This window comes from Microcystis sp. M061S2 (assembly GCF_020245605.1).
Lineage (GTDB): Bacteria > Cyanobacteriota > Cyanobacteriia > Cyanobacteriales > Microcystaceae > Microcystis.
Genome location: NZ_JADBUP010000152.1, coordinates 1 through 25,337 on the forward strand (window position 1 = coordinate 1; position 25,337 = coordinate 25,337).

General features: G+C 44.2%; 23 protein-coding genes and 2 pseudogenes. 15 read left to right on the top strand and 10 right to left on the bottom strand.

What is annotated here, in order from left to right; genetic code table 11:
* On the bottom strand, positions 1-283 hold a 283-nt coding region (locus IM475_RS21930), incomplete at its 3' end, for a calcium-binding protein (RefSeq protein ID WP_502865922.1).
* Positions 284-541: 258 nt separating this feature from the next.
* Here IM475_RS21930 and IM475_RS21935 point away from each other — a divergent pair.
* Together IM475_RS21935 and IM475_RS21940 are read left to right on the top strand one after the other, a co-directional pair.
* Entirely contained in the window at positions 542-2,341 is a 1,800-nt protein-coding gene (locus tag IM475_RS21935) for an acyl-CoA dehydrogenase family protein (protein ID WP_287729130.1), read from the top strand.
* Entirely contained in the window at positions 2,319-2,681 is a 363-nt protein-coding gene (locus IM475_RS21940; protein ID WP_287729131.1) for an acyl carrier protein, read from the top strand. The genes IM475_RS21935 and IM475_RS21940 overlap by 23 nt, the downstream gene beginning before the upstream one ends.
* A gap of 194 nt (positions 2,682-2,875) precedes the next feature.
* Here IM475_RS21940 and IM475_RS21945 read toward each other — a convergent pair whose 3' ends face one another.
* The 3 genes from IM475_RS21945 to IM475_RS21955 all read right to left on the bottom strand — a co-directional run bounded on the left by IM475_RS21945 (position 2,876) and on the right by IM475_RS21955 (position 6,296).
* A complete protein-coding gene (locus IM475_RS21945) occupies positions 2,876-3,499 on the bottom strand; it encodes a cytochrome c oxidase subunit 3 (protein ID WP_002796799.1) in 624 nt (207 codons plus the stop codon).
* Positions 3,500-3,624: 125 nt separating this feature from the next.
* Positions 3,625-5,301 (bottom strand): cytochrome c oxidase subunit I, encoded by a 1,677-nt coding sequence (gene ctaD, locus IM475_RS21950; protein WP_104397273.1) that lies wholly within the window; start codon positions 5,299-5,301, stop codon positions 3,625-3,627.
* A gap of 29 nt (positions 5,302-5,330) precedes the next feature.
* On the bottom strand, positions 5,331-6,296 hold the full coding sequence (locus IM475_RS21955) for a cytochrome c oxidase subunit II (RefSeq protein WP_287729132.1): 966 nt from the start codon (positions 6,294-6,296) through the stop codon (positions 5,331-5,333).
* Between the two features lie 314 nt (positions 6,297-6,610).
* Between IM475_RS21955 and IM475_RS21960 the strand changes: the two genes are divergently transcribed.
* Both IM475_RS21960 and IM475_RS21965 read left to right on the top strand, forming a co-directional pair.
* Entirely contained in the window at positions 6,611-7,531 is a 921-nt protein-coding gene (locus IM475_RS21960) for a COX15/CtaA family protein (RefSeq protein WP_287729133.1), read from the top strand.
* 13 nt (positions 7,532-7,544) lie between these two features.
* The gene (locus IM475_RS21965) at positions 7,545-8,495 is read left to right on the top strand and encodes a heme o synthase (RefSeq protein ID WP_287657863.1); all 951 of its coding nucleotides are present in this window, start codon (positions 7,545-7,547) and stop codon (positions 8,493-8,495) included.
* Between the two features lie 142 nt (positions 8,496-8,637).
* On the opposite strand, the gene dnaA is transcribed toward IM475_RS21965, so the two are convergent.
* Positions 8,638-9,972 (bottom strand): chromosomal replication initiator protein DnaA, encoded by a 1,335-nt coding sequence (gene dnaA / locus IM475_RS21970; RefSeq protein ID WP_287729134.1) that lies wholly within the window; start codon positions 9,970-9,972, stop codon positions 8,638-8,640.
* 120 nt (positions 9,973-10,092) lie between these two features.
* On the opposite strand from dnaA, the gene def reads away from it, so the two are divergent.
* The 3 genes from def to hemB all read left to right on the top strand — a co-directional run bounded on the left by def (position 10,093) and on the right by hemB (position 12,814).
* Complete coding sequence (gene def / locus IM475_RS21975) at positions 10,093-10,635, top strand: peptide deformylase (protein ID WP_287729135.1); 543 nt, start codon at positions 10,093-10,095, stop codon at positions 10,633-10,635.
* 425 nt (positions 10,636-11,060) lie between these two features.
* Positions 11,061-11,717 carry a GTP cyclohydrolase I FolE gene (gene folE, locus IM475_RS21980; RefSeq protein WP_002752393.1) on the top strand — a complete coding sequence of 219 codons (657 nt, stop codon included), beginning with the start codon at positions 11,061-11,063 and terminating at the stop codon, positions 11,715-11,717.
* Positions 11,718-11,833: 116 nt separating this feature from the next.
* Positions 11,834-12,814, top strand: coding sequence for a porphobilinogen synthase (hemB, locus tag IM475_RS21985; RefSeq protein WP_287729136.1), 981 nt, complete (start codon positions 11,834-11,836; stop codon positions 12,812-12,814).
* Here the strand turns inward: hemB and IM475_RS21990 are convergent.
* A complete protein-coding gene (locus tag IM475_RS21990) occupies positions 12,811-13,419 on the bottom strand; it encodes a chromophore lyase CpcT/CpeT (RefSeq protein ID WP_004163859.1) in 609 nt (202 codons plus the stop codon). The two genes, hemB and IM475_RS21990, sit on opposite strands and share 4 nt — an antisense overlap.
* A 77-nt stretch (positions 13,420-13,496) precedes the next feature.
* Here IM475_RS21990 and IM475_RS21995 point away from each other — a divergent pair, with 77 nt between their 5' ends.
* On the top strand, positions 13,497-15,575 hold the full coding sequence (locus IM475_RS21995; RefSeq protein WP_287729137.1) for a thioredoxin domain-containing protein: 2,079 nt from the start codon (positions 13,497-13,499) through the stop codon (positions 15,573-15,575).
* Positions 15,576-15,845: 270 nt separating this feature from the next.
* Here the strand turns inward: IM475_RS21995 and IM475_RS23070 are convergent.
* Positions 15,846-15,968 (bottom strand): annotated as a pseudogene (locus IM475_RS23070) (type II toxin-antitoxin system HicB family antitoxin); the annotation flags it as partial.
* A 2-nt stretch (positions 15,969-15,970) separates the two neighbouring features.
* Between IM475_RS23070 and IM475_RS22000 the strand changes: the two are divergent.
* The 3 genes and pseudogenes from IM475_RS22000 to recQ all read left to right on the top strand — a co-directional run.
* Positions 15,971-16,177, top strand: a pseudogene (locus IM475_RS22000) (zinc ribbon domain-containing protein); the annotation flags it as partial.
* 312 nt (positions 16,178-16,489) lie between these two features.
* Positions 16,490-17,101 carry a DUF3318 domain-containing protein gene (locus IM475_RS22005; protein WP_287729138.1) on the top strand — a complete coding sequence of 204 codons (612 nt, stop codon included), beginning with the start codon at positions 16,490-16,492 and terminating at the stop codon, positions 17,099-17,101.
* Positions 17,102-17,209: 108 nt separating this feature from the next.
* Positions 17,210-19,315, top strand: a complete 2,106-nt coding sequence (gene recQ, locus IM475_RS22010) for a DNA helicase RecQ (RefSeq protein WP_287729139.1) — start codon at positions 17,210-17,212, stop codon at positions 19,313-19,315.
* 105 nt (positions 19,316-19,420) lie between these two features.
* Here recQ and IM475_RS22015 read toward each other — a convergent pair whose 3' ends face one another.
* A complete protein-coding gene (locus tag IM475_RS22015) occupies positions 19,421-19,663 on the bottom strand; it encodes a DUF8620 family protein (protein WP_002740130.1) in 243 nt (80 codons plus the stop codon).
* Positions 19,664-19,723: 60 nt separating this feature from the next.
* Positions 19,724-21,250: an apolipoprotein N-acyltransferase gene (gene lnt / locus IM475_RS22020; protein ID WP_287729140.1), complete on the bottom strand. Its 1,527-nt coding sequence runs from the start codon at positions 21,248-21,250 to the stop codon at positions 19,724-19,726.
* Positions 21,251-21,486: 236 nt separating this feature from the next.
* Here lnt and IM475_RS22025 point away from each other — a divergent pair, with 236 nt between their 5' ends.
* Positions 21,487-22,245, top strand: coding sequence for a GAF domain-containing protein (locus IM475_RS22025; RefSeq protein ID WP_287657874.1), 759 nt, complete (start codon positions 21,487-21,489; stop codon positions 22,243-22,245).
* 81 nt (positions 22,246-22,326) lie between these two features.
* On the opposite strand, the gene IM475_RS22030 is transcribed toward IM475_RS22025, so the two are convergent.
* Positions 22,327-22,713, bottom strand: coding sequence for a hypothetical protein (locus IM475_RS22030; RefSeq protein WP_002739650.1), 387 nt, complete (start codon positions 22,711-22,713; stop codon positions 22,327-22,329).
* Between the two features lie 79 nt (positions 22,714-22,792).
* Here IM475_RS22030 and hpsP point away from each other — a divergent pair, with 79 nt between their 5' ends.
* From hpsP to IM475_RS22045, 3 genes are all read left to right on the top strand, one after another.
* Positions 22,793-23,953, top strand: coding sequence for a hormogonium polysaccharide biosynthesis glycosyltransferase HpsP (gene hpsP, locus IM475_RS22035; protein WP_287729141.1), 1,161 nt, complete (start codon positions 22,793-22,795; stop codon positions 23,951-23,953).
* 404 nt (positions 23,954-24,357) lie between these two features.
* Entirely contained in the window at positions 24,358-24,924 is a 567-nt protein-coding gene (locus tag IM475_RS22040) for a glyoxalase-like domain protein (RefSeq protein WP_287657878.1), read from the top strand.
* A gap of 48 nt (positions 24,925-24,972) precedes the next feature.
* A complete protein-coding gene (locus IM475_RS22045; RefSeq protein WP_061432977.1) occupies positions 24,973-25,314 on the top strand; it encodes a hypothetical protein in 342 nt (113 codons plus the stop codon).
* The last annotated feature ends 23 nt before the right edge of the window (positions 25,315-25,337 follow it).

The window sequence follows — 25,337 nt, forward strand, 5'->3', positions numbered from 1 at the left end:
AATTACCGGGGAAACTCACTACACCCGTTGCTAAATTAGCATTGATCGGTCCCCAATAGAAAGCATAGGATGTCGTGTCATTTCCCAGACCTCCATCAATGATATCAAAACCAAATCCGCCGTCTATAAAGTCATCACCAGCGCCGCCATTGATGGAATCGTTGCCATCATAGCCATAAATGGTATCATTCCCTGCGAGTCCCAAATACCATCCAGTGACTCCGGCTGATGCCGAAGATGGAGTAATGATGTTATTAGAGCCATTTCCCGTAACTAGGGGCATAAATTTAACCCTCCTTCACAATTACATAATTTACATCCTGTGCAACTGTATTTTTAGTCTTGATTGCCAAGGCTTTCAGAAATCGGCAGAGATAAAGTATCCTCTAGACCCCTGATTCTGTCGTTTTTAGTTGCACATTGCGTAATTGTTGCTATTCTACAGTCAAACGTCTAGAATGGTCATTAATTTTTGTGCATGGTCGGGTCTTCTAACCGAAGGCATTGACGAAAAACACATTGTATCTGTCCTAGAGGCACTATGAAAAAGCTTAAGCAATACTGGACTGCTGAAGCACTGGAAAAAGACTTAGGCGATCCTCTCAATCCCGATAACCCTCTATCCTACAAGCGGGTGATCGAAATTGACGAGAGCGAAGAATTTCCCCACGAGGAAATTCGCTGGTTATACGACTGGAAACTCCAACACTACTACATTCCCACGGATTGCGGCGGTGAATTTACCTCTTTTGAGGAATTTGTCGCTTTTGTGCGGGTACTTTCTCGACGGGATCAAACTATCGGCATCGCTTTTACTACCCTATTCTGGTCGTTTTTAAACTGGATGGCGGGAACCCCAGAACAGAAACAGAAGCTCGCCCGTTTTATCATGGATGACTATGGGGCGATGTGTCTGGGTTACTCGGAAAAGGAACACGGCAGCGATCTGATCAATGGTGATCTGACTGCGACGAAGGTGGAAGGAGGTTATATTCTCAATGGTGAGAAATGGCCGATTAACCGGGCGACTATCTCTGGAATTTCCTTTATTTTGGCGAAAACCGATGCTAACGGCGGGCCAAAGTGTTTAACCCTATTTATGGTCGATAAACGGCAATTAGAACCCGAAAAATACTATAATTTGCCGAAAATATACACCCATGGCGTGCGGGCCTCGGATATGAGTGGCATTGGTTTTAAGGATTGTTTCGTCCCCGATTCCATGCGTTTACGCGAGGAGGGAGACGGTTTAGAATTAGCCCTGAAAGGTTTCCAGATTACCCGAATGTTGTGCGCTGCTTTTTCCCACGGGGCAGCCGATACCGCTTTAAGAACTACCCTCGGTTTTGCCGTTAATCGGGTAATTTATAACAAAACTGTGATGGATTTGCCCCAACCCCGGCGCACTCTCGTGGATGCTTTCCTTGACATCCTTATTTGCGATTGCGAGACGATTCCGGCCGCGAGAGGTTTTCATATTATCCCCGAACAGTTTAGCGTCTGGGCTTCGGTGGTAAAATATTTTGTCACCGTCCGTCTGGAGGAGATGGTTAATAGTGTTTATGTGGTCTTGGGGTCGCGTTTTTATATGCGAGAAGAACACGAATTCGGCATCTTCCAGAAGCTACTGCGGGATAATTCGATTATCAGTATGTTTGACGGCAGTTCGATCGTCAATCTTCATGCTTTAATCCTACAATTGCGTCCTTTAACCAAATATCGGGCTAAGCGCAACTCGGGCACCATGTCGGCGTTAACAACCCGTTTAGAGGCGATTTTTAGCCTAGAAAAGTCAGTTCCTCCCTTTGAACCCAATAATTTAGAATTATTTGGCCGGGGAATGGATGATTCCCTGCAAGGTTTAGAGATTGCCCTTGATATGCTAGAGGGATTGAAAGATTCTCAGGAGGTGGACCGGGAAGTATTAGAAAATCTATTGATGTTGGGTAATTTAGTTTTAGAGGAACTAAATGCTCACGATGAACAGATTAGTCAATCGAAATTCGAGTATGGTCACGACCAATCACCCGAATTGTTCGAGATTGCCAAGAAATACTGTACTTTACACGCTGCTTCCGCTTGTTTACACACTTGGCTTTATAATCGTTCCATCTTGGGGGAATTTTTTGCCCGGGGGGAATGGTTGGTGTTGAGTTTACACCGATTACTGCGAACTCTCCGGCCGCTGCCTTACACTCTATCTGAGGTGTATGTAGAAAATGTTGCCCAAGAATTGCTGAAATTATATCGAGAAAATCAACATTTTTCGATCGTGCCTTTTCAATTAGCCCCTTCACAAACTACCGAGGAAAAAACCCATGAACTCCAACTCCAATCTTAATAATCTCGTACAAAATTGGTTAGTCAAACAGTTAGCCGATCAGTTATCTTTGGATGCAAAAACGATTAATGTGACTGAACCTTTAACCCGTTATGGTTTAGATTCGATCGATGCGGTAACGATGGTGGGTGATCTAGAAGATTGGGTCGGTCAAGAGTTACCTTCTACCCTTTTCTGGGATCATTCTACTATTGAAAAAGCGTCTCTTTTCCTAGTAGAAAACTACGATCTTTCTAATCTTTCCGGTGAGGAAACCCCCGCAGAAGTTGCTCCCGTCGCTGAAAAACCTGAACCGGCCGTTAGTGGTGGCAAAGGTTGGAGTTTATTCGGTCGTCGTTAATTATCAGTTATCAGTGATCAGTTATTCAGTTATCAGTTACTCGGTTATCAGTTACTCCGTTATCAGTGATCAGTTATCAGTTAAAGCTTTTCTCATAAAGATGAAGTATAAAATATAGGATAACTGCTGTAAATTAAAATACACAAAAAAGGGCGCTCACTTGATCGCCCTTTTCTCCTACTAAATAACAAAAATTATCTCAAGATATACACCAGTAAAAACAGGATAATCCAGACCACATCGACGAAATGCCAGTATAATTCTGCCGCTTCGACACCAAAGTGAGATTGACTAGAATAGTGGTCTTTTTGACGAGAACGCCAGAGGACAGATAGAATTAGCACTAAACCGAAGGTAACGTGGAGACCGTGGAATCCGGTTAAGGCATAAAAAGCGCTGGTGAAAACATTAGTTGTCAGACCGAATTCAGCGTGATAATATTCGTATCCTTGACCACAAAGGAAGATAATTCCCATCAGGGCAGTAATACCGAACCACAATTGTAAACCGGCATTATTGTTTTGTTTAATCGCCTTTTGTCCTATGTGCATAACAAAACTACTGGACACCAGAATAATCGTGTTAATTGTCGGTAGGGTTAACTCTAATTCTGGCGTGCCGGCGGGGGGCCAAACGGGTAACATGGTACGGTAGAACAAGAAAGCGGCAAATAAGCCTAAAAAGATGGAACTTTCCGCCACTAGAAACAAAACCACACCGAATAAGCGATGATCTGGGTGGCCATGATGCCCGTGTTCCACCGTTTCGTGATGATAATTGACAGAGAGTTGAGAATCTTCGAGCGTTGAACCTTGCATGATTGAATGTCCTTAGTTTACACGGGAGACGGGGAGCTTTTTCTCAGTGATCAGTAAACAGTAAACAGTAATCAGTGAACTGAAAACTCACATCTGATAACTGATAACTGATAACTGATAACTGATTATTGCGATTCGGCGCCCACTTCAGCGAGGATATCTTGTACTGATTCCTCTGCTTCCGATTCTTCCATATCAATACCGTAATCGTAGGGGCCGGACCAAAGAATCGGCATTTCCTCGAAATTCTCGATAATTGGGGGAGAGGAAGTTTGCCATTCTAGGGTTAAAGCGCGCCAAGGATTACGACCGGCGGGTTGACCTTTAAAGGCACTCCAGACCATATTAATAGCGAAGGGAATACTCGATATACCGAGAATATAAGCTCCTGCGGTACTAAGAACATTTAAATCCTGAAACTGCACATCATACAGGGCAATACGACGGTTCATACCCAATAATCCCAATTCGTGCATCGGCATGAAAGTTAAATTCAAACCGATAAAACTGAGAACAAAGTGGATACGACCGAGAGTCTCGTTATACATCCGTCCGGTCATTTTCGGGAACCAATGGTAAACGGCAGAAAATAAGGCCATTGCCGTACCACCAAATAGTACATAGTGGAAGTGACCGACGACAAAATAGGTATCGTGGACGTGGATATCGAAGGGAACAGAAGCCAACATAATCCCGGTCAAACCACCGATGAGGAAGGAAGACAGGAAACCGATCCCAAATAATAAAGACGTATTGAGACTCAGTTTACCCCCCCAAAGAGTGGCACACCAACTAAAGATTTTAATGCCCGTGGGAACGGCGATTAACATAGTTGCCGCCATGAAAAACATCCGTAACCAACCGGGGGTGCCGCTGGTGAACATATGGTGGGCCCAAACGATTAAACCCAAGAAACAGATGGTGAGACTGGAATAGGCGATCGCTCGATAACCAAAAATCGGTTTACGCGCATGAACTGGTAATATCTCCGAGATCGTGCCGAAAAAGGGCAAAATCATGATATAAACAGCAGGATGGGAGTAAAACCAGAACATATGCTGATAAACCACCGGATCGCCGCCGCCGGCGGGGTTAAAAAAGCTCGTGCCAGCGATTAAATCAAAGGACAAGAGAACGAGAGCAGAAGCGAGAACGGGGGTGGAAAGCAGTACCAGAGTCGAGGTGGCCAGCATTGCCCAACAAAATAGCGGCATACTGTACAAATCCATCTCAGGAATCCGCATTTTCAGGATCGTGGTGATGAAATTAATCGAGCCTAAAATCGAAGAAGTCCCGATCAATAAAAGGCTCAAAATCCACAATTCTTCGCCCCATTTGCCGCTAATTAAGCTTAAAGGTGGGTAGGAAGTCCAACCGGACTGGGGTGCGCCGACAAAGAAACTGGATAATAATAGCAGCCCGCCGGGGGGATTAAGCCAGAAAGCCACGGCGTTAAGACGAGGAAAAGCCATATCTTCCGCCCCAATCATCAGGGGAATGAGATAATTGGCAAAACCTGCCCCAACTGGAACGATCCAAAGAAAGATCATGATCGTTCCGTGCATGGTCATGAATTGGTTATATAGTTCTGGGGAGACGAAATCGGGGTCGGGGGTGGCTAATTCTGTCCGCAGCACTTCCGCGAAAGCACCGCCAATGAAGAAGAAAAGAAAGGCAGTCACCAGATATTGAATACCGATGACTTTATGATCGGTGCAGAAAGTAAAGTAATCGGTCCACTTGCGGTGATGGATCACCTCGGGAACGGTTGCTGGGGTGGTTATTTCCGTTGATGCTGTCATAAGGCCAAGATTTTAGATGACAAGAAAAATTACATTTGCTGCTGATGGGCAACTTGGGCGAGGATTTCACCGTTTATGCCCATTTCTTCGGTGTAGGGGGTCAAATATTGACTATCAGAGCGATTTTTAGCGGTCATGGCTACAGTTCGATCGCTGTCAACTTCGGCGATCGTGTTATCCTGCACCCATTGGTCGTAATCGGCTTGGGAGTGAACTACAAAGCTAGATTTCATGCCACCGTGATAGGCCCCGCAAAGTTCCGCACAAATGATCGGATATTGACCAATTTGGTTGGATGTGAACGATAAAACCGTTTCCTGTCCGGGGATAACGTCCTGTTTTAGACGCAATTGGGGAACCCAGAAAGCATGGATCACATCCCCTGCTTCCATATTCAGTTGCACGGGACGATTGACGGGAGCGTGCAGTTCTCCGGAAACAATGCCGGTTTCGGGATAGGTGAAGATCCAAGCGTATTGAATACCTTTAACATTGACCACTAGGGGGGGAACTCCTTCACCATCGTAGGAATTGCCGATACCTAGGGCTACTCTGCGATCGCCGCCCAGGGCCATCATCGTGCCGTGGTGATGACCGTGGTGGGCGATTTCTCCTTTGCCACCCTTGGAAATCAAGGGATCGAGACCGCCGATATTGTTATAAATCTCGAAGCTATAGACGGCAAGGATAAAAACGATTACCGTCGGGATGGCTGTCCAGAAGATTTCTAGGGGGACATTGCCCTCCACTGCCGGCCCGTCGGTTTGATCCCCCGGTTTACGGCGAAAGCGAATCACTATATAGATAATCACGCCTTCAACTATTAAAAATAGTCCCGTGGCGATGGTCATCATCAGATTAAAGATATTATCTATCTCCTGAGCATCTTCAGAAGCGGCCACAGGCATTAAGCCATGATTTTGGCCATACCAGAGACTAATTAAGGTTAAGGTGATCCCGAGTACGAGCGTCAGGATACTGCTGGGAATTTTCACGGTCTTTTCAATATTTTTAATAGTGGCTACTTATTCAAGGCTAAAACATGATTCCCCTATAGATGGGAAATTTAACCAGCATCTTCTGAGAATTTTATCTTTTCTTTGGGATCGTTTTCGGGGAAAGTATTTAAAATAACTAATTTTTATGTTTTATTCTGAGTTTATGTAAACAAATGTAACGGAAATGGCCAGAAATCTAAAGAATATCTAAAAGGTTTTACCAGTCGTAAAAAAACTCATTCACAGTGATAACTGACTGGCAAACAAAGCCAGGATCTTTGATGACAGACTCCTTGAGAACAGGCAAACCGATGACCGAATCTGTTTTTAACCCGACACCCCTAAGAGAAACCGGCAATATTCAGGTGTGGATGCGCCGCTTAGTCTGGAAAATTGCGATCGCTACTTTCGCCCTCATGGTGGTGGGCGCTGCCACCAGAGTTATGAACGCCGGTTTAGCTTGTCCCGATTGGCCTCTCTGTTACGGTCAATGGATTCCCAGTCAGCAGATGAATCTACAGGTATTTCTGGAGTGGTTTCATCGTCTCGATGCCTCTTTGATCGGGTTTAGTACGATCGCTCTCGTCGGTCTGTCTTGCTGGTATCGTCGCCATCTTCCCCGTTGGCTGTTGCCCTCGGCGATCGCTGCCTTGGCTTTAATTCTCCTGCAAGGAGTCCTGGGAGGATTAACCGTCACCCAATTACTGCGATTTGACATCGTAACCGCCCATTTAGCCACAGCTTTGCTCTTTTTTGCCACCTTAATCGTCATTGCTATCGGTCTGACTCCCTACCGTGGCACAGGTGCGGTCGGGAAACTAACTTGGATGGGAATGGTCGCCACCGGTCTAGTTTATCTGCAATGTCTCCTCGGCGGTCTCGTCGGTTCCCGTTGGGCTGCCCATCAGTGTTTAACGGTTTCCCAACTCTGCACCGTGATGAATAGCCACATTATCGGGGTTTTTCCCGCCACTGTCTCGGTGTTAACCCTAGTTTTCTTCGCTTGGCGAGCTGCCGCTATCCATCCTCTCCTCAAAAAACTAGCTTTTAGTGCCGGGGGATTAGTCGCCCTACAGGTGTTTTTAGGCGTTGCCACCCTGAAACTGCATCTCCAGGTGGAACCCTTAACCATTACCCACCACAGCATCGGTGCGCTATTGGTGGCAACCCTCGTCGCTTTTACCACTTTTGCCCTTCGCGATCGTTCTTTCGCACCTATAAGCCATCTCTAAGGATTTAATCACGATGACTGGAACTCAAGCCCTTCGCCACCACGATAATTTTTTACAAGTCGCTAAAAGTTATTATCAACTCACCAAACCGCGAATTATTCCTCTACTGCTGATTACTACAGCCGCTTCCATGGAAATCGCCTCTAAAGGCCAGGTTTCCCCCCTCTTACTCTTTCTTACCCTCCTCGGTGGCACTCTCGCCGCCGCCGCCGCTCAAACCTTAAACTGCATCTATGATCGCGACATCGATCACACCATGCTTCGTACTCGCGCCCGTCCTATTCCCTCTGGTCGCGTGCAACCCCTCCACGCCCTCATTTTTGCCCTCGTTTTAGCCTCCCTTTCCTTAGCACTTTTTGTCTTTTTTGTCAATACTTTGAGCGGATTTTTAGCAATGACCGGCATCGCATTTTATATGCTGATTTATACCCATCTGCTCAAGCGTCATAGTATCCAAAATATTGTTATCGGTGGCGCAGCTGGCTCGATTCCTCCCCTCGTCGGTTGGGCGGCAGTAACGGGCGATCTCGGTTGGATTCCCTGGATTTTATTCGCCATTATTTTCCTTTGGACTCCTCCCCATTTTTGGGCTTTAGCTTTAATGATCAAGGATGATTATGCAGAAGTGGATATCCCGATGATGCCCGTGGTTAAAGGGGAAGAAGCCACTAGCGAGCAGATTTGGCTCTATACTTTAATCGTTGTTCCTTTCACTTTCCTCCTGATTTATCCCTTGGCTGCCTCTGGTGTGGTTTATGGTGTAGCGGCTTTAATTTTAGGGTTTGTTTTCCTGAAAAAAGCTTGGCGATTAAAACAGAATCCTTTTGATCGGGACATGGCTCGATCGCTGTTTAAATATTCCATTCTTTACATGATGTTATTATGTACAGCTATGGTGATCGATAGTTTACCCATGACCGCTCGTCTCATCGCTACAATTGCCAGTTTATTCTCCTGTAGTTAATCTCAGTTATCAGTTATCAGTAAACATTTATCAGTTATCAGTACCGATCACCGATTACTGTTTACTGTTCACTGAAAATACTCCCCATCTCCCCATCTCCCCAATTCATAATTGATAATTCATCATTCATAATTACCCCCGACTACTGATTGCGACTGAGGGAGTTAATTCGCTCGATTAGTTGGGCTAAGATGTCTTGTAATTGTCGATCTTGATGCTGGGAAAGGTTGATTTTATCACAGCTATAAATAACGGTGGTGTGATCTTTGCCGCCAAATTCTTCGCCAATGCGCGGTAAGCTTAAATCCGTGTGTTGACGCATCAAATACATTCCAATCTGTCGGGCAAAACTAATTTCTCGTCGGCGGGAATTTCCTTTTAGATCGGCGATTGAGAGTTGAAATTTTTCCGCTACTACCGCCATAATAATCTCAGGAGAAGTGGCAATTTTGGCCATTGGTGGATTTAAAACCGGCGCGATATTTTCTACCGTCATCGGCAATCCGGAGATAGAAATATAAGTAGTAGCCCGGATTAATGCCCCCTCTAATTCGCGAATATTAGAAGTATAATTAACGGCAATATATTCGATAACTTCTCTTGGGAGACGCAGATTTTCGTACTCGGCCTTTTTTTGTAAAATTGCCATACGAGTTTCGATATCCGGTGCTTGGATATCGGCGACTAATCCCATAGAAAAGCGAGAAATTAAACGATCCTGTAAACTGGGAATCTGTTTGGGGAGGCGATCGGAGGCTAAAACCACCTGTTTTCCCGCTTCGTGCAGGGTATTAAAGGTATGAAAAAATTCTTCTTGAGTGTATTCTTTTCCTTCAATAAATTGCAGATCATCCACTAATAATATATCGGCATGGCGATAATGATTACGAAAACTTTCCATACTATCTTGACGGATAGCGGTGATTAAATCATTCGTAAATTGTTCCGTGGATACATAAAAAACCCTGGATTGGGGATATAATTCTAGACGATAATGACCGATGGCCTGCATTAAATGGGTTTTACCTAATCCCACCCCACCACAGAGAAAAAGCGGGTTAAATTCGCGTCCGGGTAATTCCGCCACCGCTAAAGCGGCCGCGTGGGCCATACGATTGGTTGGACCGACAACAAAACGGGAAAAATTATATTTAGGGTTAAGTTGATTACCGGGAGATAATTCTAATTCTAAGCTAGTGTGAGGCTGGAAAATAGCGATCAAATCCCCCTGTTGTGCCGTTAGTTGAATCTCGACGGGATAACCGACGATATCCTCCACCACTTCGGCAATTGTTGACAGATAATTTTTCTGAAGATGGTTAAGAATAAAGGGATTGGCGGCCTGAATTACTAAGCGATCGTTTTGCCATTCTTTAACCGTCGCTGTTTGAAACCAAGTCTCGAAAGCGGGACGGGTTAATAGTAATTTTAGACGCTCTAGGAGATTATGCCAAAGTTGTTGGGCTCTGCTGTCCACGGTTAATTTTGATTAACAAAGTTGCTCTAGTGCTGCTGCGGGGAAACCTTATCAGTTTAGCGATATTTTGCCGTTGACGATAAAATAATTTTCAGAGGGAAACAATTAATCTTTAGACAGATGACGCAAGTTTTAACAATCACCCAATTAGGAAATCCAATTCTACAGCAAAAAGCAGCAGCGATCGATAATCTTCTCGGTGCTGACTGTCAAAATTTGATCGATTCCCTGATTACCACCGTACAAGCTGCCCACGGGGTAGGAATTGCCGCGCCCCAAGTTGCTCGATCTCTGCGTCTGTTTATCGTTGCTTCTCACCCCAATCCTCGTTATCCCGACGCTCCGATCATGCAGTCCACTGCCATGATTAATCCTCGCATTTTGCAGGTGAGCGAGGAAATGGTCAAGGGTTGGGAAGGTTGTCTCAGTGTCCCCAATTGGCGCGGTTTTGTCCCCCGTCATCAGTGGATTGAGGTGGACTATTATGATCGCAATGGTCGCAAAATCCGTCAAGTTTTCAGGGATTTTGTCGCACGCATCTTTCAACACGAATACGATCATCTGGAAGGAATCCTCTTTCTCGATCGCCTTGCTTCTCCGGCGGATTTATACTCGGAGGAAGAATACCATAAAATCAGGAATATTGCTGAATATAAGCGATAAAATCGCAAAATCTGCCTATCTCTTCAAAATAAGTTAAATAACTCAACGGGAATATTTTATCTGGCGACAAAATTTTTGTTGGTAAATCTAAATTGTTTGTTAAAATGATAACGATTATCATTCTAGGAAGTCCAAAATAGCAAACAAACGAACTACTTGACAAGATAGACTAATTATGTAGTAGAACCCTGCCCTCAATTAACTAGGGAGATACTCAAGACTTTTTCGGTGACTAGGAAAATCAATTTTTCCAGGTTTCCGCACCGGAGATAACCCCAAAGACGAGGGAATAACCCGATAGCTTTCATTAGTTATCGTCTAGATGCCCAGAAAAATAAATACTCTAGCAAAGGGTATTTATTGACAATTGGTAAAATCAGAAAACTTTGCCGATCAATTAACTATTGGAGTCTGTAAAAATATCTATGACCTTAGCTAAGTCCAAAGCAATTTTCGACAATGATGACTACAATCACTTTCCCGAAGTGATTACCGAACCTAAATCGCCGGTATCAGAAGCCGAGATGATGCAAGCGGTAAGAACACTGCTGTTAGGATTAGGAGAAGATCCCGATCGCGAAGGTTTACGAGACACTCCCAAACGAGTAGTAAAAGCCCTAAAATTTCTCACTTCTGGTTATCAGCAATCCCTGGATGAATTGCTGAATGGGGCAGTTTTTCACGAGGATGCTAACGAGATGGTTTTAATCCGAGACATCGATATTTTTAGCTCCTGTGAACACCATATTTTACCAATTATCGGCCGCGCTCATGTTGCCTATATTCCTAACGGGAAAGTGATCGGTTTATCGAAAATTGCCCGCATCTGTGAAATGTACGCCAGACGACTGCAAGTACAGGAACGTTTAACCGCACAAATTGCCGATGCTTTGCAAGGATTACTACAACCTCAAGGGGTAGCTGTGGTGATTGAAGCGACTCATATGTGTATGGTAATGCGCGGGGTTGAAAAACCCGGTTCTTGGACTTCTACGAGTGCCGTGCGCGGTATTTTTGCCGATTCTGCTAAGACTCGTCAAGAGTTTATGAGTTTGATTCGTCATAGTCCCGATTTTCACTAATTAGTCAGGGGGATCAGGATTATTTGATCGTCCTATCCCCGGTTTTTGCCTAGGCAAAAAACCAGAGCAAAACCAGCTATTTACTGTTTACTTTTTATTTTTGACGCGCTGTTATCATGCTGATTCGTCCCCGTCGTCTTCGTTATACTCCAGCGATTCGCCGTCTTGTTCGTGAAACTGAATTAACCGTTAATGACTTGATTTATCCCCTCTTTATCATGGAGGGAGAAAATCAAAAGGTGGCTATTCCTTCTATGCCCGATTGTTATCGTTATTCCCTTGATTTATTGCTCAAAGAAGTGGTTAATGCTTATAATTTAGGCATTAATGCCATCGCTCTTTTCCCCCTGATTGCCGAAGATAAAAAAGATAATTTCGGTAGAGAAAGTTATAATCCCGATGGTTTAGTGCCAAGGACGGTGAAAGCGATTAAAAAAGAAGTCCCTGAAATAATTATTATTACCGATGTAGCCCTCGATCCTTTTTCGATTTATGGTCATGATGGTATTGTGGAGGACGGTAAAATTCTCAACGATGAAACCCTGGAAGTTTTAGTGAAAATGTCGCTCTCGCAAGCGGCAGCCGGGGCTAATTTCGTCGCTCCTTCCGATATGATGGATGGTAGGGTCGGGGCGATCCGTCGAGCTTTAGATGCGGCTGGCTATTTGGATGTGGGAATTCTCGCTTATACGGCTAAATATGCCTCTGCTTATTATGGTCCCTTCCGAGATGCCTTAGAATCAGCCCCAAAATTTGGTGATAAGAAAACCTATCAAATGGATGGGGCTAATAGTCGGGAAGCCTTACGGGAAGCCAGTTTAGACATAACAGAAGGGGCAGATATTATTATGGTTAAGCCCGCTCTGGCCTACCTCGATATTATCCGTCGTCTGCGCGATAGTAGCCATCTTCCCGTCGCCGCTTACAACGTCAGTGGTGAATACGCAATGATTAAAGCGGCGGCAAAACAGGGCTGGATTGACGAAAAAAGCCTGATTTTGGAAACTTTAATCAGTATGAAACGAGCGGGGGCCGATTTGATTTTGACCTATTTTGCTGCCGATGTGGCATTAATGAAACAAGAAAGCCGATTTTAGGGTTTTTGCCAGCGAAATTGATAGACATTATCCTGCGCTCCCCATACCTGCCGACCAAGGCTATCATAACCTCGATCGCTGGTATCCATGCCCTGGGAATGTAGAATAATTGTATTAGTTATTTTCACCGCACCTCTGGCATTAGTGGGACAACCCTGGGGGGGAGTTTCTCCCCGATAACCCCCCGCTATCGGTTTTAAAAACACAGTACACACCGACTCGGCCAAATCTGATACATTTAATTTTCTTTCTGTCAAGTCTTTGTTACAAAAATTAATAAAGTTAGGGGCATTATTTAACTTATAAGCTTTTGATTCCACAGTGGAATTATCGGGGCTAGGTTGAATGACTAAAATTCTTTGACGATAGGGTTGATTTAAGCGATCGATAATTGCCTGTTCCTGATAAAGATAAATACTATCCTGTTTGGGGGAAAAATCCACGGCACAGGTGGTCATTTGCACCTTAGCAATGCGGGGGTTAGTCTGCGCTTGTTGCGTCGTATCCATGACCCCAATTAAATGATTAGCCACCCCCTGCACTTGCGGATTAAGGAGCAAAGATTGAGTGAGAAAAAATCCTAGGGCGATCGAAGTTTTCAGCATAAGCAGAGGCTTGATTCCGGTTAGTCTCTAATTAGCTTAAACTAATAAGCAGCAAGAGCAAAAATACCCCTTTTCCCATGGCTAATCATCTGGCTGAATCTGAAAGTCTTTACCTGCGAAAACACGCCGAAAACCCGATCGATTGGTGGTATTGGTGTGACAGCGCTTTAGAAATTGCCAGGAGAGAAGATAAACCGATCTTTCTCTCGATCGGTTATTCTAGCTGTCATTGGTGTACGGTTATGGAAGGAGAAGCGTTTTCCGATCGGGCCATTGCCGATTATCTCAATCAGTATTTTTTGCCGATCAAAGTTGATCGCGAGGAAAGACCGGACATCGATAGTATCTATATGCAAGCATTGCAGATGATGGTCGGTCAAGGGGGTTGGCCTCTGAATGTTTTCCTAACACCCGATAGTTTAATTCCCTTCTATGGTGGCACCTATTTTCCCGTGCAACCGCGCTTTAACCGGCCCGGTTTTTTGCAAGTGTTGCAATCGGTACGTCGCTATTATGACGAGGAAAAGCAGAAATTAAGCAAATTCACGGCCGAAATGCTGGGCGCACTGCGTCAATCGGTCATTTTACCGCGAGCAGAGACCAATTTAGCCGATACTTCCCTTTTAGCCACAGGAATCGAGACAAATACGGCGGTGATTCGGGTTAATCCCAATAATTACGGTCGGCCCAGTTTTCCGATGATTCCATATTCTCATCTGGCTTTGCAGGGCAGTCGCTTTGGTGACGATTTTGAGGATTCCCTCCGGCAAGCGGCCTATCAACGGGGGGAAGATCTGGCCCTGGGGGGAATCTATGACCATGTGGGGGGAGGATTCCATCGTTATACGGTGGATTCGACGTGGACAGTTCCCCATTTTGAAAAAATGCTCTACGATAACGGGCAAATTGTCGAATATTTAGCCAATTTGTGGAGTGCGGGTAATCGAGAGGCAGCCTTTGAGAGAGGGATTAAAGGCACGGTTAACTGGCTAAAACGGGAAATGACCGCCCCAGAAGGTTATTTTTATGCGGCCCAAGATGCCGATAGTTTTGAGAAGGCCACGGATGGGGAACCAGAGGAAGGGGCCTTTTATGTCTGGTCGGATCGGTCGTTAAGGGATTATCTCTCGACCGGGGAATTGGGGCTGCTGCAGGCTAATTTTACCGTTACTGGCGAGGGGAATTTTGAGGGTCGTAATGTGCTGCAACGTCGGCAAGGGGGAGAATTATCAAAGGAGATAGAAAATATCCTCGATAAGTTATTTATTCGGCGTTATGGCAGTTCTCAAGCCCAATTAGCTCTTTTTCCCCCGGCCAGAGACAATCAAGAGGCGAAAAACGTCTCTTGGCCGGGACGGATTCCGGCGGTAACAGATACGAAAATGATCGTCGCTTGGAATAGTTTGATGATTTCCGGTTTAGCCCGGGCCTTTGCCGTCTTTGGTGAACCTTTGTACTGGCAAATGGCTACTCAAGCGGCCGAGTTTATTCTCAAGCATCAATGGTTAGATGGACGTTTTCAGCGCTTGAATTATCAGGGTCAGGCCTCGGTTTTGGCCCAATCGGAGGATTTTGCCTATTTTATTAAGGCTTTGCTGGACTTGCAAACCGCTAATCCCCAAGAAACTGGCTGGTTAGAGGCGGCTATCGATTTACAGGGGGAATTTGATCGCTGGTTTTGGGCCGAGGATGAGGGGGGATATTTTAATACTGCTTCCGATCATAGTCTCGATCTGATCGTGCGAGAACGGGGTTATACGGATAATGCCACCCCTTCGGCCAATGGAATTGCGATCGCTAATTTAGTGCGTCTGTCGCGATTGACGGAAAATCTAGAATATCTCGATCGGGCCGAAAAGGCCTTGCAATCTTTTAGTACCATCCTCGAACAGTCCCCCACCGCTTGCCCCAGTTTATTTGTTGCCCTCGATCACTATCGTCACGGTTTCTGTCTGCGCGCCCCGGAAAGCTCGATCGAGCCGCTGTTAAGTCGCTATTTACCCACTGCGGTCTATCGAGTCGATGCCAGTTTGCCCTCTAGCACATTTGGGTTAATTTGTCAAGGGTTATGCTGTCTTGAACCGGCGGAAAATTTAGAACAGTTGGACCAACAAATTGCCGGGGTGATGGTGAGTCCGTCAATACTACTCGGTTAAGGTTTTTTCTCTCTGCTCCCCACTCTCCTAGGAAATAGGCTCTGGTGTTTGGCTTTCGTTGGCAACTTCTAACTAGGGTTTGCTGAATAAATCTAAAAACCTTGTTGGATAGGGTTTTTAGACTTGCTTTCCCTCAAAAAGTGCCGACCTTTGGAGTGATTGGGGGGAAAATTCAGGTACTTTTTCCCTGAAAATTAGGTAATTGACCCCCTGAAAATGGGTAAAACCCCACACCCCACACCCCACACCCCACACCCTGCCCCCAGGAAAAGCTTTTTCAGCAAACCCTAACCAGCCTTGGATGGCATCTTGAAGGTTATTGATGAGTTCATCTATACTATCTTCTTCTGTTATGCAGCCAGGGAGTGCGGGAACTTCCGCCCAGTAGCCTCCTTATCGGCGGGAAAAAGGCGTTAAATATCCGTGAGTGGGAATGTCTTTTCTGTGGGACTTTTCATGATCGAGACATCAATGCTGCGGTAAATGTCAAGGTCGCCGGTGGGCAATCGGAGACCCTAAATGGACGGGTCGGAAAGCGTAAGACTACCGCTAAGGTAGCGGCATCCTGTGAAGCGTTAACCCCATTGACGCGACCATTCTAAAAAGGTGGCGTGGTGAGGAATCACCGTCCGTTTACAGCGGTGAGGATGTCAAGGTTTCCCCAACTTCAGGATTTACCCCAAAGAAATTGCTTAATCTGACTGCATAATCAACATAGTCTACCCCCAGAAGTACAGGGCAAATGGTGCTTCCCCACCATTGCCTTGCTGAGAGCTTCGACGGTGAGTTCAGCCGAACCGCCGAACGGTGGGGACTGACGCGGATTCGTTCAACTTTGAGAAAATTGTCGGAAAAGAGATATTAACTCGGAAAGCCATTATACTCAATGATCGAAGACTATTGGCCAGCGATCAATGAACCAAGATAACGAGATTAGTCATTTACTAGACCTCATGCCCGCCTCGGGAAGGATGATGACGCGCATTGTCAGCAAACCCGAAAGCAGCAAGGTAATCGAAACTAATTTTCCCCTGCCCTGGCAAAGAGGGGTCAGACCAATTCAAATTAATTTTGACCTCTGGCGGCAATTATCAAGACCCCAACGGGATTTAGTCTTGTTAAGGGCCGTCTGTGTTTTAACGGCAGTAAAATGGTTTAAACCCGATCTCGATCAAGTAATTGCCCTAGCTGGTATCATCGGTTTAAGCGTGGAAACCCTGCAAACCGATGCCGTCGGTATTGCAGTAGCGGGGGGTTTAACTGCCTTGGCAATTAACCGGATTTGGCGAGAAAAACGCAGCCCCCAACGGCAATTAGACGCGGATGAAGCCGCCCTAAAAGTGGCCGTTAGACGCGGTTACACGGAAACCGAGGCCGCTAAAAGTTTATTATCGGCTATTGAGACTATAGCTGAAATTGAGGGGCGATCGAGTCTCAATTTTAACGAGTTATTGCGCTGTCAAAATCTGAAAAAATTAGCCAATCTCTCCTTTGTTGGTGTTCCCGATCAGGTGAGACAATCTTAAAGTCAGTTGTTTTGGCTATCAGCTTTCTTTTTACTGATTACTGATCACTGATCACTTAAATCCCTAACCTTAAAATAACTACTATAAAAATATTTTTCCCCTTGCTCAATGGCTGCAATTGACTCTTTAGAAAAAGCCTTAAAATATCACTTTGGCTACGATCAATTTCGACCTAATCAACGCCAAATAATTGAGGCTGCTTTAAATAATCAGGATTTATTAGTAATTATGCCCACCGGAGGCGGTAAATCTCTCTGTTTTCAGCTACCCGCTTTAATTAAAAAAGGGGTGACGGTGGTGGTTTCTCCCCTAATTGCCTTAATGCAGGATCAAGTAACTGCTTTAGCTGATAATGGCATCGGGGCAACATTTCTCAATAGCACTTTAAACGCTAAACAAGTCAGAGAAAGAGAATCTTTAATCCTGCAAGGGAAAATTAAACTGTTATATGTTGCCCCAGAAAGATTATTATCGCCTAGTTTTTTAGACTTTTTAGCTGTTATTGATAATTACCTCGGTTTAGCCTGTTTAGCAGTGGATGAGGCACACTGTGTCTCCGATTGGGGTCATGATTTTCGCCCTGAATATCGACAAATTAAACAAGTTCGTCAACGCTTTCCCTCCGTGCCAATTCTGGCTTTAACTGCCACCGCTACCCAACAGGTTAGGGAAGATATTATCCAACAATTAGGATTGCGAGATACTTCCATTCATATTGCTAGTTTTAATCGTCCTAATCTTTATTATGAAGTTCAACCTAAAACCAGTAAATCTTATCAGCAATTGTATCAATATATTAAAGGACAAAAAGGGTCTGGTATTGTTTATTGTATCAGCCGCAAAACCGTCGATCAAGTTGCCGAACAGTTACAAAAAGATGGTATTAATGCCCTACCCTATCACGCGGGTATGGATGATCGAGAAAGAAGCGAAAATCAAACCCGTTTTATTCGGGATGATGTGCAGATTATGGTGGCAACAATTGCCTTCGGTATGGGGATTAATAAACCAGATGTACGCTTTGTCGTTCATTACGATTTACCCCGCAATTTAGAGGGATATTATCAAGAATCGGGCCGCGCCGGTAGGGACGGAGAACCGGCTAAATGTACCCTCTTTTTTAGCTTTGCAGATGCCAGAAAAATTGAGTATTTTATTAACCAAAAAACCGAGCAAAATGAACAACAGAAAGCCCGCCAACAATTGCGACAGGTGTTAGATTATGCTGAAGGGACTGAATGTAGAAGATCGAGCGTACTAGGTTACTTTGGAGAAAGTTTTGCGGGTAACTGTGGTAACTGTGATAACTGTCGGAATGGGAACAATTCTGAGGATTGGACAATCGAGGCACAAAAATTTTTATCCTGTGTGGCGCGGACGGGACAAAAATTCGGTATGATGCACATAATCAACGTACTCAGGGGAGGAAAAGGTGAAAGAATCACCCAATATCAACATCATTTATTATCCACTTATGGCATCGGTAAGGATAAAACTCTCGGGGAGTGGAAACGTTTAAGTCGTTCCCTTGTCCAGCAAAATCTATTAGTAGAAACTGAAGACGATTTTAGAATCTTGAAACTTAATCAACACAGTTGGGAAGTGATGCGGAAACAACGTTCCGTGTTTATTGCCGTCCCCCAAAAAGCTAACGGTCAAATCTTGGGAGACGACAATCCCAATATGGTGGAAAGTGATTTATTATTCGAGCGCTTGCGGCAACTGCGGAAAAAAATTGCCGATAGTCAAGGGGTTCCCCCCTACGTTATTTTCCATGATTCTAGTCTGCGTTTGATGGCCCAATCAAAACCCCGGAGTTTAGGGGAGTTTCGTCAAATTTCTGGAGTAGTACACAGCAAAGTCCAACAGTATGGGGATATATTTATAGCGGCAATTAATGATTTTTGTCAGGATAGTCTTCCCTCTACTCAATTCCTGACTCTCCAATACTATCAGGATGGTTTGACTGCGGAAGAAATCGCTCACAAAAGAAGCTTAAAAGTCTCAACAATCTATGAACATTTAGCTAAATTGCTGGAAGCTGGTTACGAAATTGATATTAATCAGTTAGTTTCTAAGAATAAACAGGAATATATTCGTTTAGCGATTAAAAAAGTTGGCGTTCAATCCCTGAAAACTCTCAAAGAAAATCTGGGAGATAATTATAGTTATGAGGAAATTAAATTAGTTGTTGCTTGGCAAAGAAGACTTTAAAAACTATAGGAGAGGGGGAATTATGAATTATGAATTATGAATTATGAAGTGGGGAAGTGAACTGATAACTGATCACTGATAACTGATCACTGAATTAAGCAAACCCTATTTAGGGGACAAGCGTTCTTGAATTTTATTAATCGCCCAGCTTAAAATCGCCCCCGCAATTAAAATACTAATAGCAGGATTGAATAGGGGCAGCCAAAGACGCTGAAAAAGTTTAAATCCTAGGGGAATTCCTGTGGATTCACCGATAACAGCCACGGCAAACCAGAGAAAACCCGCTATCACTAAAAACACATCAAATATTAAGATTCTATTCAACCACTTGACAAATTGCTCTTTCATTGCATCAAAAACTTAGGTTATTTATACAGTTTATTCAGGAAAAAGTATAGCACTGTCACCTTAATCCCAAGCTCTCCAGAGCCAAGCTAGTCCGGCAGTAATAATTAAAACTTTAGTTAACCAATCTCCCCAGCGCACATATAAAGTTCTCGTATCCCGTCGATAAATTGTTTCGCTATGGATTTGATATTTATCTAAATCCGATAGCCAAAGGTGATTACCGTGGGGATCGACAAAAGCAGAATAACCTGTATTGGTGGCCCGGGCCATCCATCGATCGGTTTCGATCGCTCGCATGGTATCCTGAGCGTGGTGTTGAGCGGGCATGGCGTGGCTATAATGGGCGTTATTAGAAGCAGTAATAATAAATTCGCCTCCCCTAGCAGTTTGACGGCGAAAATGTTCGGCAAAAGCCGACTCGTAACAAATGCCCACAATGATTTTACCGAAAGGACTGTCAATAATTTGAGCGGGATCTCCCGGTATTAAATGCGCTTGCAAGGGAGAAAGGCGATCAACAATTCCGCCTAAAATTTCCTGAAAAGGAACGTATTCGCCTAAAGGCACGAGAATTACTTTATCATACCGACTAATCACCTGTCCCTCGCCATCAATGGTCAAGAGACTATTATTATAACCCTTGTCCACCTTGCCAAATGCACCCAACCAGATCGGCGTTTTTTTGGCTAAAATTGCCGAATAAATCGAGCTATTATTGACTAAGTTCTCCCAATAGTAGGGTAAGGCGGTTTCAGGAGTTAAGACGGCATCTACTCCTTGATCGGCGAGAATTTGATAACCAGAGGTGTAACCTTCGAGCGCCTTTTGAAATCCTAGGGGTGAAAGTTTAATCGTGTTGGGAATATTGCCCTGAATTACGCCAATTTTTATCCCTAAATCCCTTGACTTTTCGAGCGGTTTATGGTAAACATTCCATCCCCAGAGATGCAGGCTCAAACAAATGAGGAGGGGTAAAGAGAGGAAAGCGAGATTTTGCCGCGATTGACGGATTAGGAGCAAGCTTTCGGCGATTAAACCATTAACTGCCACAATTGCCGCTGTTACCGTCGTAAAACCCGATAATTTGCCCAATTGCAGAATCAATAAATTATGGGGACTTTGGCTATAAGCAAGGGTAGTCCACCAGAGAGGGGATTGACTCCAGAGAGATTCTAACCCACACCAGAGGGCAGTGCCGATGAAAACCCGTAGGAGAGCATCGCGAAAAGATGACCGATTAACACTTTTGTTGACATAAAACATAACTAACGTCCAAGTTAGCACGATCGCCGTTCCCCAAAAAGTGATAAACAACCAACAAAACAGGGCAATTGACAAACTGGCTAACCAGGGGACACCCATCCAAGTCATCGGGTGAATTCCCGTGATCCAGAATAAAGCGAGACCATGGTAGGCAAAACCCCAGCCAAAACCGTATAAAAGCTGTTTTTTTAGGGATTTTTCCGCTAATCTCACAACCATCCACAGGGGGACGAGAGAAATCCAAGCGAGTAACCACCAAGAAACCGGCGCTACTGTTAACCCCATCCCCACACCGGCCAAAATTGCCCAGAGAAAACGCACCATCTTTCACTCCAGTCAGGTTAAACTCGTCTAACCTACTAGATCAGAGTAGCTAGAGGGAAGACAAAAAACAAGAGAGACACAGAAGTTTTGGCTACATCTACAATAGATCAGTTAGCGAGCAAAAAACCCCTTCCATGAGATGCTATGGCAAGCTATAGACTCAGACAAACACAGAGATGGGGAATGTCACCCTCACCCTAAAAGCCTAAACTCGGACTGAATAAGTGATTGAATACATGAATAATTTTAACCCCAAATTGACTACTCTGGCTCTTGTCTTGAATGTCGAGGAAAATCTCGAAGATATTTTTCGGAAAATAGCTAGTCTGAGCGCTCATCAATTGCGAGCGCGGCACTGTTCAATTATGTTAAGCTCTCCACAGGAATTAAAAGGGGAAATTACCGATTATCTAGAAGTTTTTGCCCATTATGATGATCTATCACCTTTGGCTGATCAAGAAATAATTAAACTCGATCAAGGTATTGCCGGCACTGTAGTGGCTACAGGGAAACCTTTACTAATTAAGGATATAACTCGATCGCCATTTTCCAGTGCAGCCCGTTATCCCAAAAGATCAAATAATAATAGTTTTATATCCGTACCGATTATCCTGAAAGAGCAGGTAATCGGAGTAATTAATCTCAGTTTTCCCCTAGACAAAAAACATTTTGAACCATTAGATTTAGAAATCTTGCAGTTATTCGCTCAACAGGCTGCCCAATCCTGGCAAATTTTTCATTTGCAAGGGATGTTAAAATCTCGTTTTGTGGCTATGGCAGTGACTAGAGAAATAGCAGAAATTCAGTCCGAACATTTGATCGCTGTCCCTCCTTATCCCCCGAAATTAGCCAAAATTGTCGCTAAGGCTTTTTTTAAAGAATTAACTCAGGCCGGTTTTGGAACCCATCAAGTTATTGAGATTGCCAATGAGGTTTTGAATTTACTACAAAAGACTCTTAATAAACATAAAAATCGTCTGGAAGCAAAAGATTGAGCGCTAGTCAGGGGTTAAAATCGACTCACTTGCCACTCCCGTGCTGTCCTAAGAAGTAATTGGGATATTTAACAGCTTAATTTACTGATTGCCGCTGCCGTCCTGCCGTCCTAATTCATAGACACCGGAGGCAACACAAGCGAGAATACCGACACTAATCGGCCAACTTTTTCCTAAACTAATCTCGATTAACCAATCGGAGAAACCGCCGAGAATGAGAAAGGGAATAATACTAAAGATAGAGGCATAAAAAGCATTTTGTGATTCTCTGGCGACGCGAGTTTTTTCAAACTCCTCTAGGGAAGTATAGAGGAAACGCTCGGCAAAATTAAACCAGCGATAGAAAATTTCTATAAACCAATTTCGTACCCCAGCTAACCCCAAATATAATGCTAAAGACCAGAGACAGCTACCGGCAATAAAAGCCGGGGAAATATTGATAGTGAAGGGCAGAAAGTCGATTACCATAAATGAGAGCCACAGAAGTGGTAAATTTGAGCGAACGGCTTGATCGATCTTAACAAGTCTTGACCCTTGCACCAAAAAGATGAAAATTCTTCAGATTGTTCCTTCGATTTCCCTTGTTTACGGGGGTCCTAGTCAAATGGTACTCGGTTTGTCAGCGGCCTTGGCACAACTGGGCCAAGAGGTGACTATTATTACCACCGATTCCAATGGTGACACGGGACAAGCACCCCTAGATGTGCCTTTGGGGGTCCCTGTTAGTCAAAATGGCTATCAAATCTATTATTTTCCCTGTTCTCCCTTTCGGCGCTATAAATTTTCCCTTGATCTGTTTACTTGGTTGGCTAATAGGGCAAAAGATTACGATATCGCCCACATTCACGCTTTATTCTCCCCGGTAAGCAGTATATCAGCTTCGATCGCTCGTTATCATCAACTGCCCTATATTCTCCGTCCCCTAGGCACCCTCGATCCGGCAGATTTGCAAAAAAAACGGCAACTTAAACAAATATATGCCAATTTTCTGGAAAAACCCAATTTAGCGGCGGCGGCGGCAGTTCATTTTACCAGTCAGCAGGAGTGTCAAATCGCCGAAAGATTTAATATAAAAACTAAGGATATTGTCATCCCCCTAGGGGTAGATTTTTTTAACCCACAAGCTTTACCAGTAACGGGTTTTGATCTTCCCGAAAATAAACCGATCATCCTCTATATGTCCCGTCTTGATCCGAAAAAAGGTCTAGATTTATTGCTGCCCAGTTTAGAAAGGTTGTTAGAAAAGGGCCTAGATTTTCATTTTGTCTTAGCAGGAGGCAATCCCCAGGATCGAGACTACGAAAATCGGATTAAAAATCAGATCGAGCGGTCAATCTTGGCTAAAAACACGACAATTACTGGATTTGTCACTGGAGAAGTGAAAAATAGCCTCCTCGCTAGGGCCGATTTATTTGTTTTACCTTCCTACTATGAAAATTTTGGCATCGCAGTGGCAGAAGCTATGGCCGCCGGAATTCCTGTGGTCATCTCGGACCGGGTGGATCTGCATCCTGCGGTGGCAGCAGCGGCCGCGGGATGGGTGACAGCTTGTCAGTTGGAGAATTTAACTAATACTTTGGCAACGGCTATCACTAATCCTGAAATTCGCCAACAACGGGGGAAAAATGCCAGGGATTTAGTCTTAAATCAATACAGTTGGTCAGCGATCGCTGAACAGATGCTAACTGTCTATCAAAATCTAGTCTGAGCTATTGATCGTCCCCTGCTCGATCGAAGTCACAGACGGATTAAGATTTAGGCCATCAGGATAACCAGCACTAAAAATGCCAATAAGGTTAAACCTGATTGCAGAAAGACGGGGAGTGCAAAAGAGTCCATAATAGTAGCTCACTTTTTAGGGATGGCTCTATTTCCAATATACGCTTTCATCTCCGCTAATTCCTCATATTTCCCTCCGCAATGTCATCATCTCATCATTTATTCATCCCATGGGGAGAATTTGAGGCAAATTGTACTGTATTTAAACTGGGTAGGGAGCATTTTAATACAAATGTACAGAACTTGGTTACTCCCCACCCTGTTCACTTAAGTTTCAGCGTCATGATTATAATTAGGGAATGATAGAAATTCTTAGGCAATAGGATCACATCAGTGTTGATAAATCATCTTTTCTTCGGCGCTTTCCTACCCCTTGATACTCTCCTGTCCACCCAGGGGATTATGGTTATGCTCCTGGCCGCTTATGCTTTAGCCATGTGGATGTTTCTAACTAGCGCCCCAAAAGTTCATACAATCATGGTGACAGATTTGGAGACAGCCCGACAATTTTATGAAGGACTTTTAAATTTGCCCACGGCCGATGTCCCCCTCCATTACTATTACAATTATGAGCAGACGATGGGCAATAATATGATTGACCCATTTTATATGTCTAGTAATCCGGCTGTGACTACTGCCAACACTTCTTTGGGAGATCAACCCCAGGGTTTATGGTATCAGTTAAAGAAAAATACCCAACTGCACATCGTTGCTGGAGCAACCGCGGGTTATAAGGATCGTCATCGTCACGTTTGTTTTGATCACGATTGTTTAGAACAAATTCTGATGCGGGTGGAATCACGACGCTTAAAGTATAAAGTTCGTCGCAATAAACCTTTAAATTTTTTGGTCAAAGATAATGCCAATCGCGTGATTGAAATGGCCGAAGTCTCAAATTAGTTAACGGTAATTTGATTGGGGGCAACCATAACGGTAAATAACTAAACTATGAATGCTCAACTGCTCACAATCGTTTTAATTTCTTTAGGGGTAGGTATTGGTTTGGCGATTCTACTCCTGATTTTAGTCAAGTTAAGACGCTGCAACCAACAGGTAAATAGTATTGTCGATCATCACTCTCTCATCGGTTTAATCGGAGTTGTTCAAATCCCCTTCGATAAAAATAGCAAGGGGAAAGTGCGAGTTAATGTCGGGGATAGTCTGATCGATATAGTAGCGATAACGGAAGGGGAAGAACAATTTAATGTCGGGGATCAAGCATTTATCCTCAATTTCCAGGATAATAAAGTTTTAGTCATTGCGGAAAAGTATATCAGAGGCGATTTGTAATTTCTTCTAGACCAAAGGGTAAC

Coding starts and splice junctions, on each gene's coding strand:
- IM475_RS21995 (WP_287729137.1), top strand. CDS start 13,497: ATGGCTAATCATCTGGCTGAATCTGAAAGTCTTTACCTGCGAAAACAC.
- hpsP (WP_287729141.1), top strand. CDS start 22,793: ATGAAAATTCTTCAGATTGTTCCTTCGATTTCCCTTGTTTACGGGGGT.
- IM475_RS21945 (WP_002796799.1), bottom strand. CDS start 3,499: ATGCAAGGTTCAACGCTCGAAGATTCTCAACTCTCTGTCAATTATCAT.
- def (WP_287729135.1), top strand. CDS start 10,093: ATGACGCAAGTTTTAACAATCACCCAATTAGGAAATCCAATTCTACAG.
- IM475_RS22005 (WP_287729138.1), top strand. CDS start 16,490: ATGAACCAAGATAACGAGATTAGTCATTTACTAGACCTCATGCCCGCC.
- IM475_RS22030 (WP_002739650.1), bottom strand. CDS start 22,713: ATGGTAATCGACTTTCTGCCCTTCACTATCAATATTTCCCCGGCTTTT.
- folE (WP_002752393.1), top strand. CDS start 11,061: ATGACCTTAGCTAAGTCCAAAGCAATTTTCGACAATGATGACTACAAT.
- hemB (WP_287729136.1), top strand. CDS start 11,834: ATGCTGATTCGTCCCCGTCGTCTTCGTTATACTCCAGCGATTCGCCGT.
- IM475_RS21990 (WP_004163859.1), bottom strand. CDS start 13,419: ATGCTGAAAACTTCGATCGCCCTAGGATTTTTTCTCACTCAATCTTTG.
- IM475_RS21965 (WP_287657863.1), top strand. CDS start 7,545: ATGACTGGAACTCAAGCCCTTCGCCACCACGATAATTTTTTACAAGTC.
- lnt (WP_287729140.1), bottom strand. CDS start 21,250: ATGGTGCGTTTTCTCTGGGCAATTTTGGCCGGTGTGGGGATGGGGTTA.
- IM475_RS21960 (WP_287729133.1), top strand. CDS start 6,611: ATGACCGAATCTGTTTTTAACCCGACACCCCTAAGAGAAACCGGCAAT.
- IM475_RS21935 (WP_287729130.1), top strand. CDS start 542: ATGAAAAAGCTTAAGCAATACTGGACTGCTGAAGCACTGGAAAAAGAC.
- IM475_RS21940 (WP_287729131.1), top strand. CDS start 2,319: ATGAACTCCAACTCCAATCTTAATAATCTCGTACAAAATTGGTTAGTC.
- IM475_RS22045 (WP_061432977.1), top strand. CDS start 24,973: ATGAATGCTCAACTGCTCACAATCGTTTTAATTTCTTTAGGGGTAGGT.
- ctaD (WP_104397273.1), bottom strand. CDS start 5,301: ATGACAGCATCAACGGAAATAACCACCCCAGCAACCGTTCCCGAGGTG.
- IM475_RS22025 (WP_287657874.1), top strand. CDS start 21,487: ATGAATAATTTTAACCCCAAATTGACTACTCTGGCTCTTGTCTTGAAT.
- recQ (WP_287729139.1), top strand. CDS start 17,210: ATGGCTGCAATTGACTCTTTAGAAAAAGCCTTAAAATATCACTTTGGC.
- IM475_RS22015 (WP_002740130.1), bottom strand. CDS start 19,663: ATGAAAGAGCAATTTGTCAAGTGGTTGAATAGAATCTTAATATTTGAT.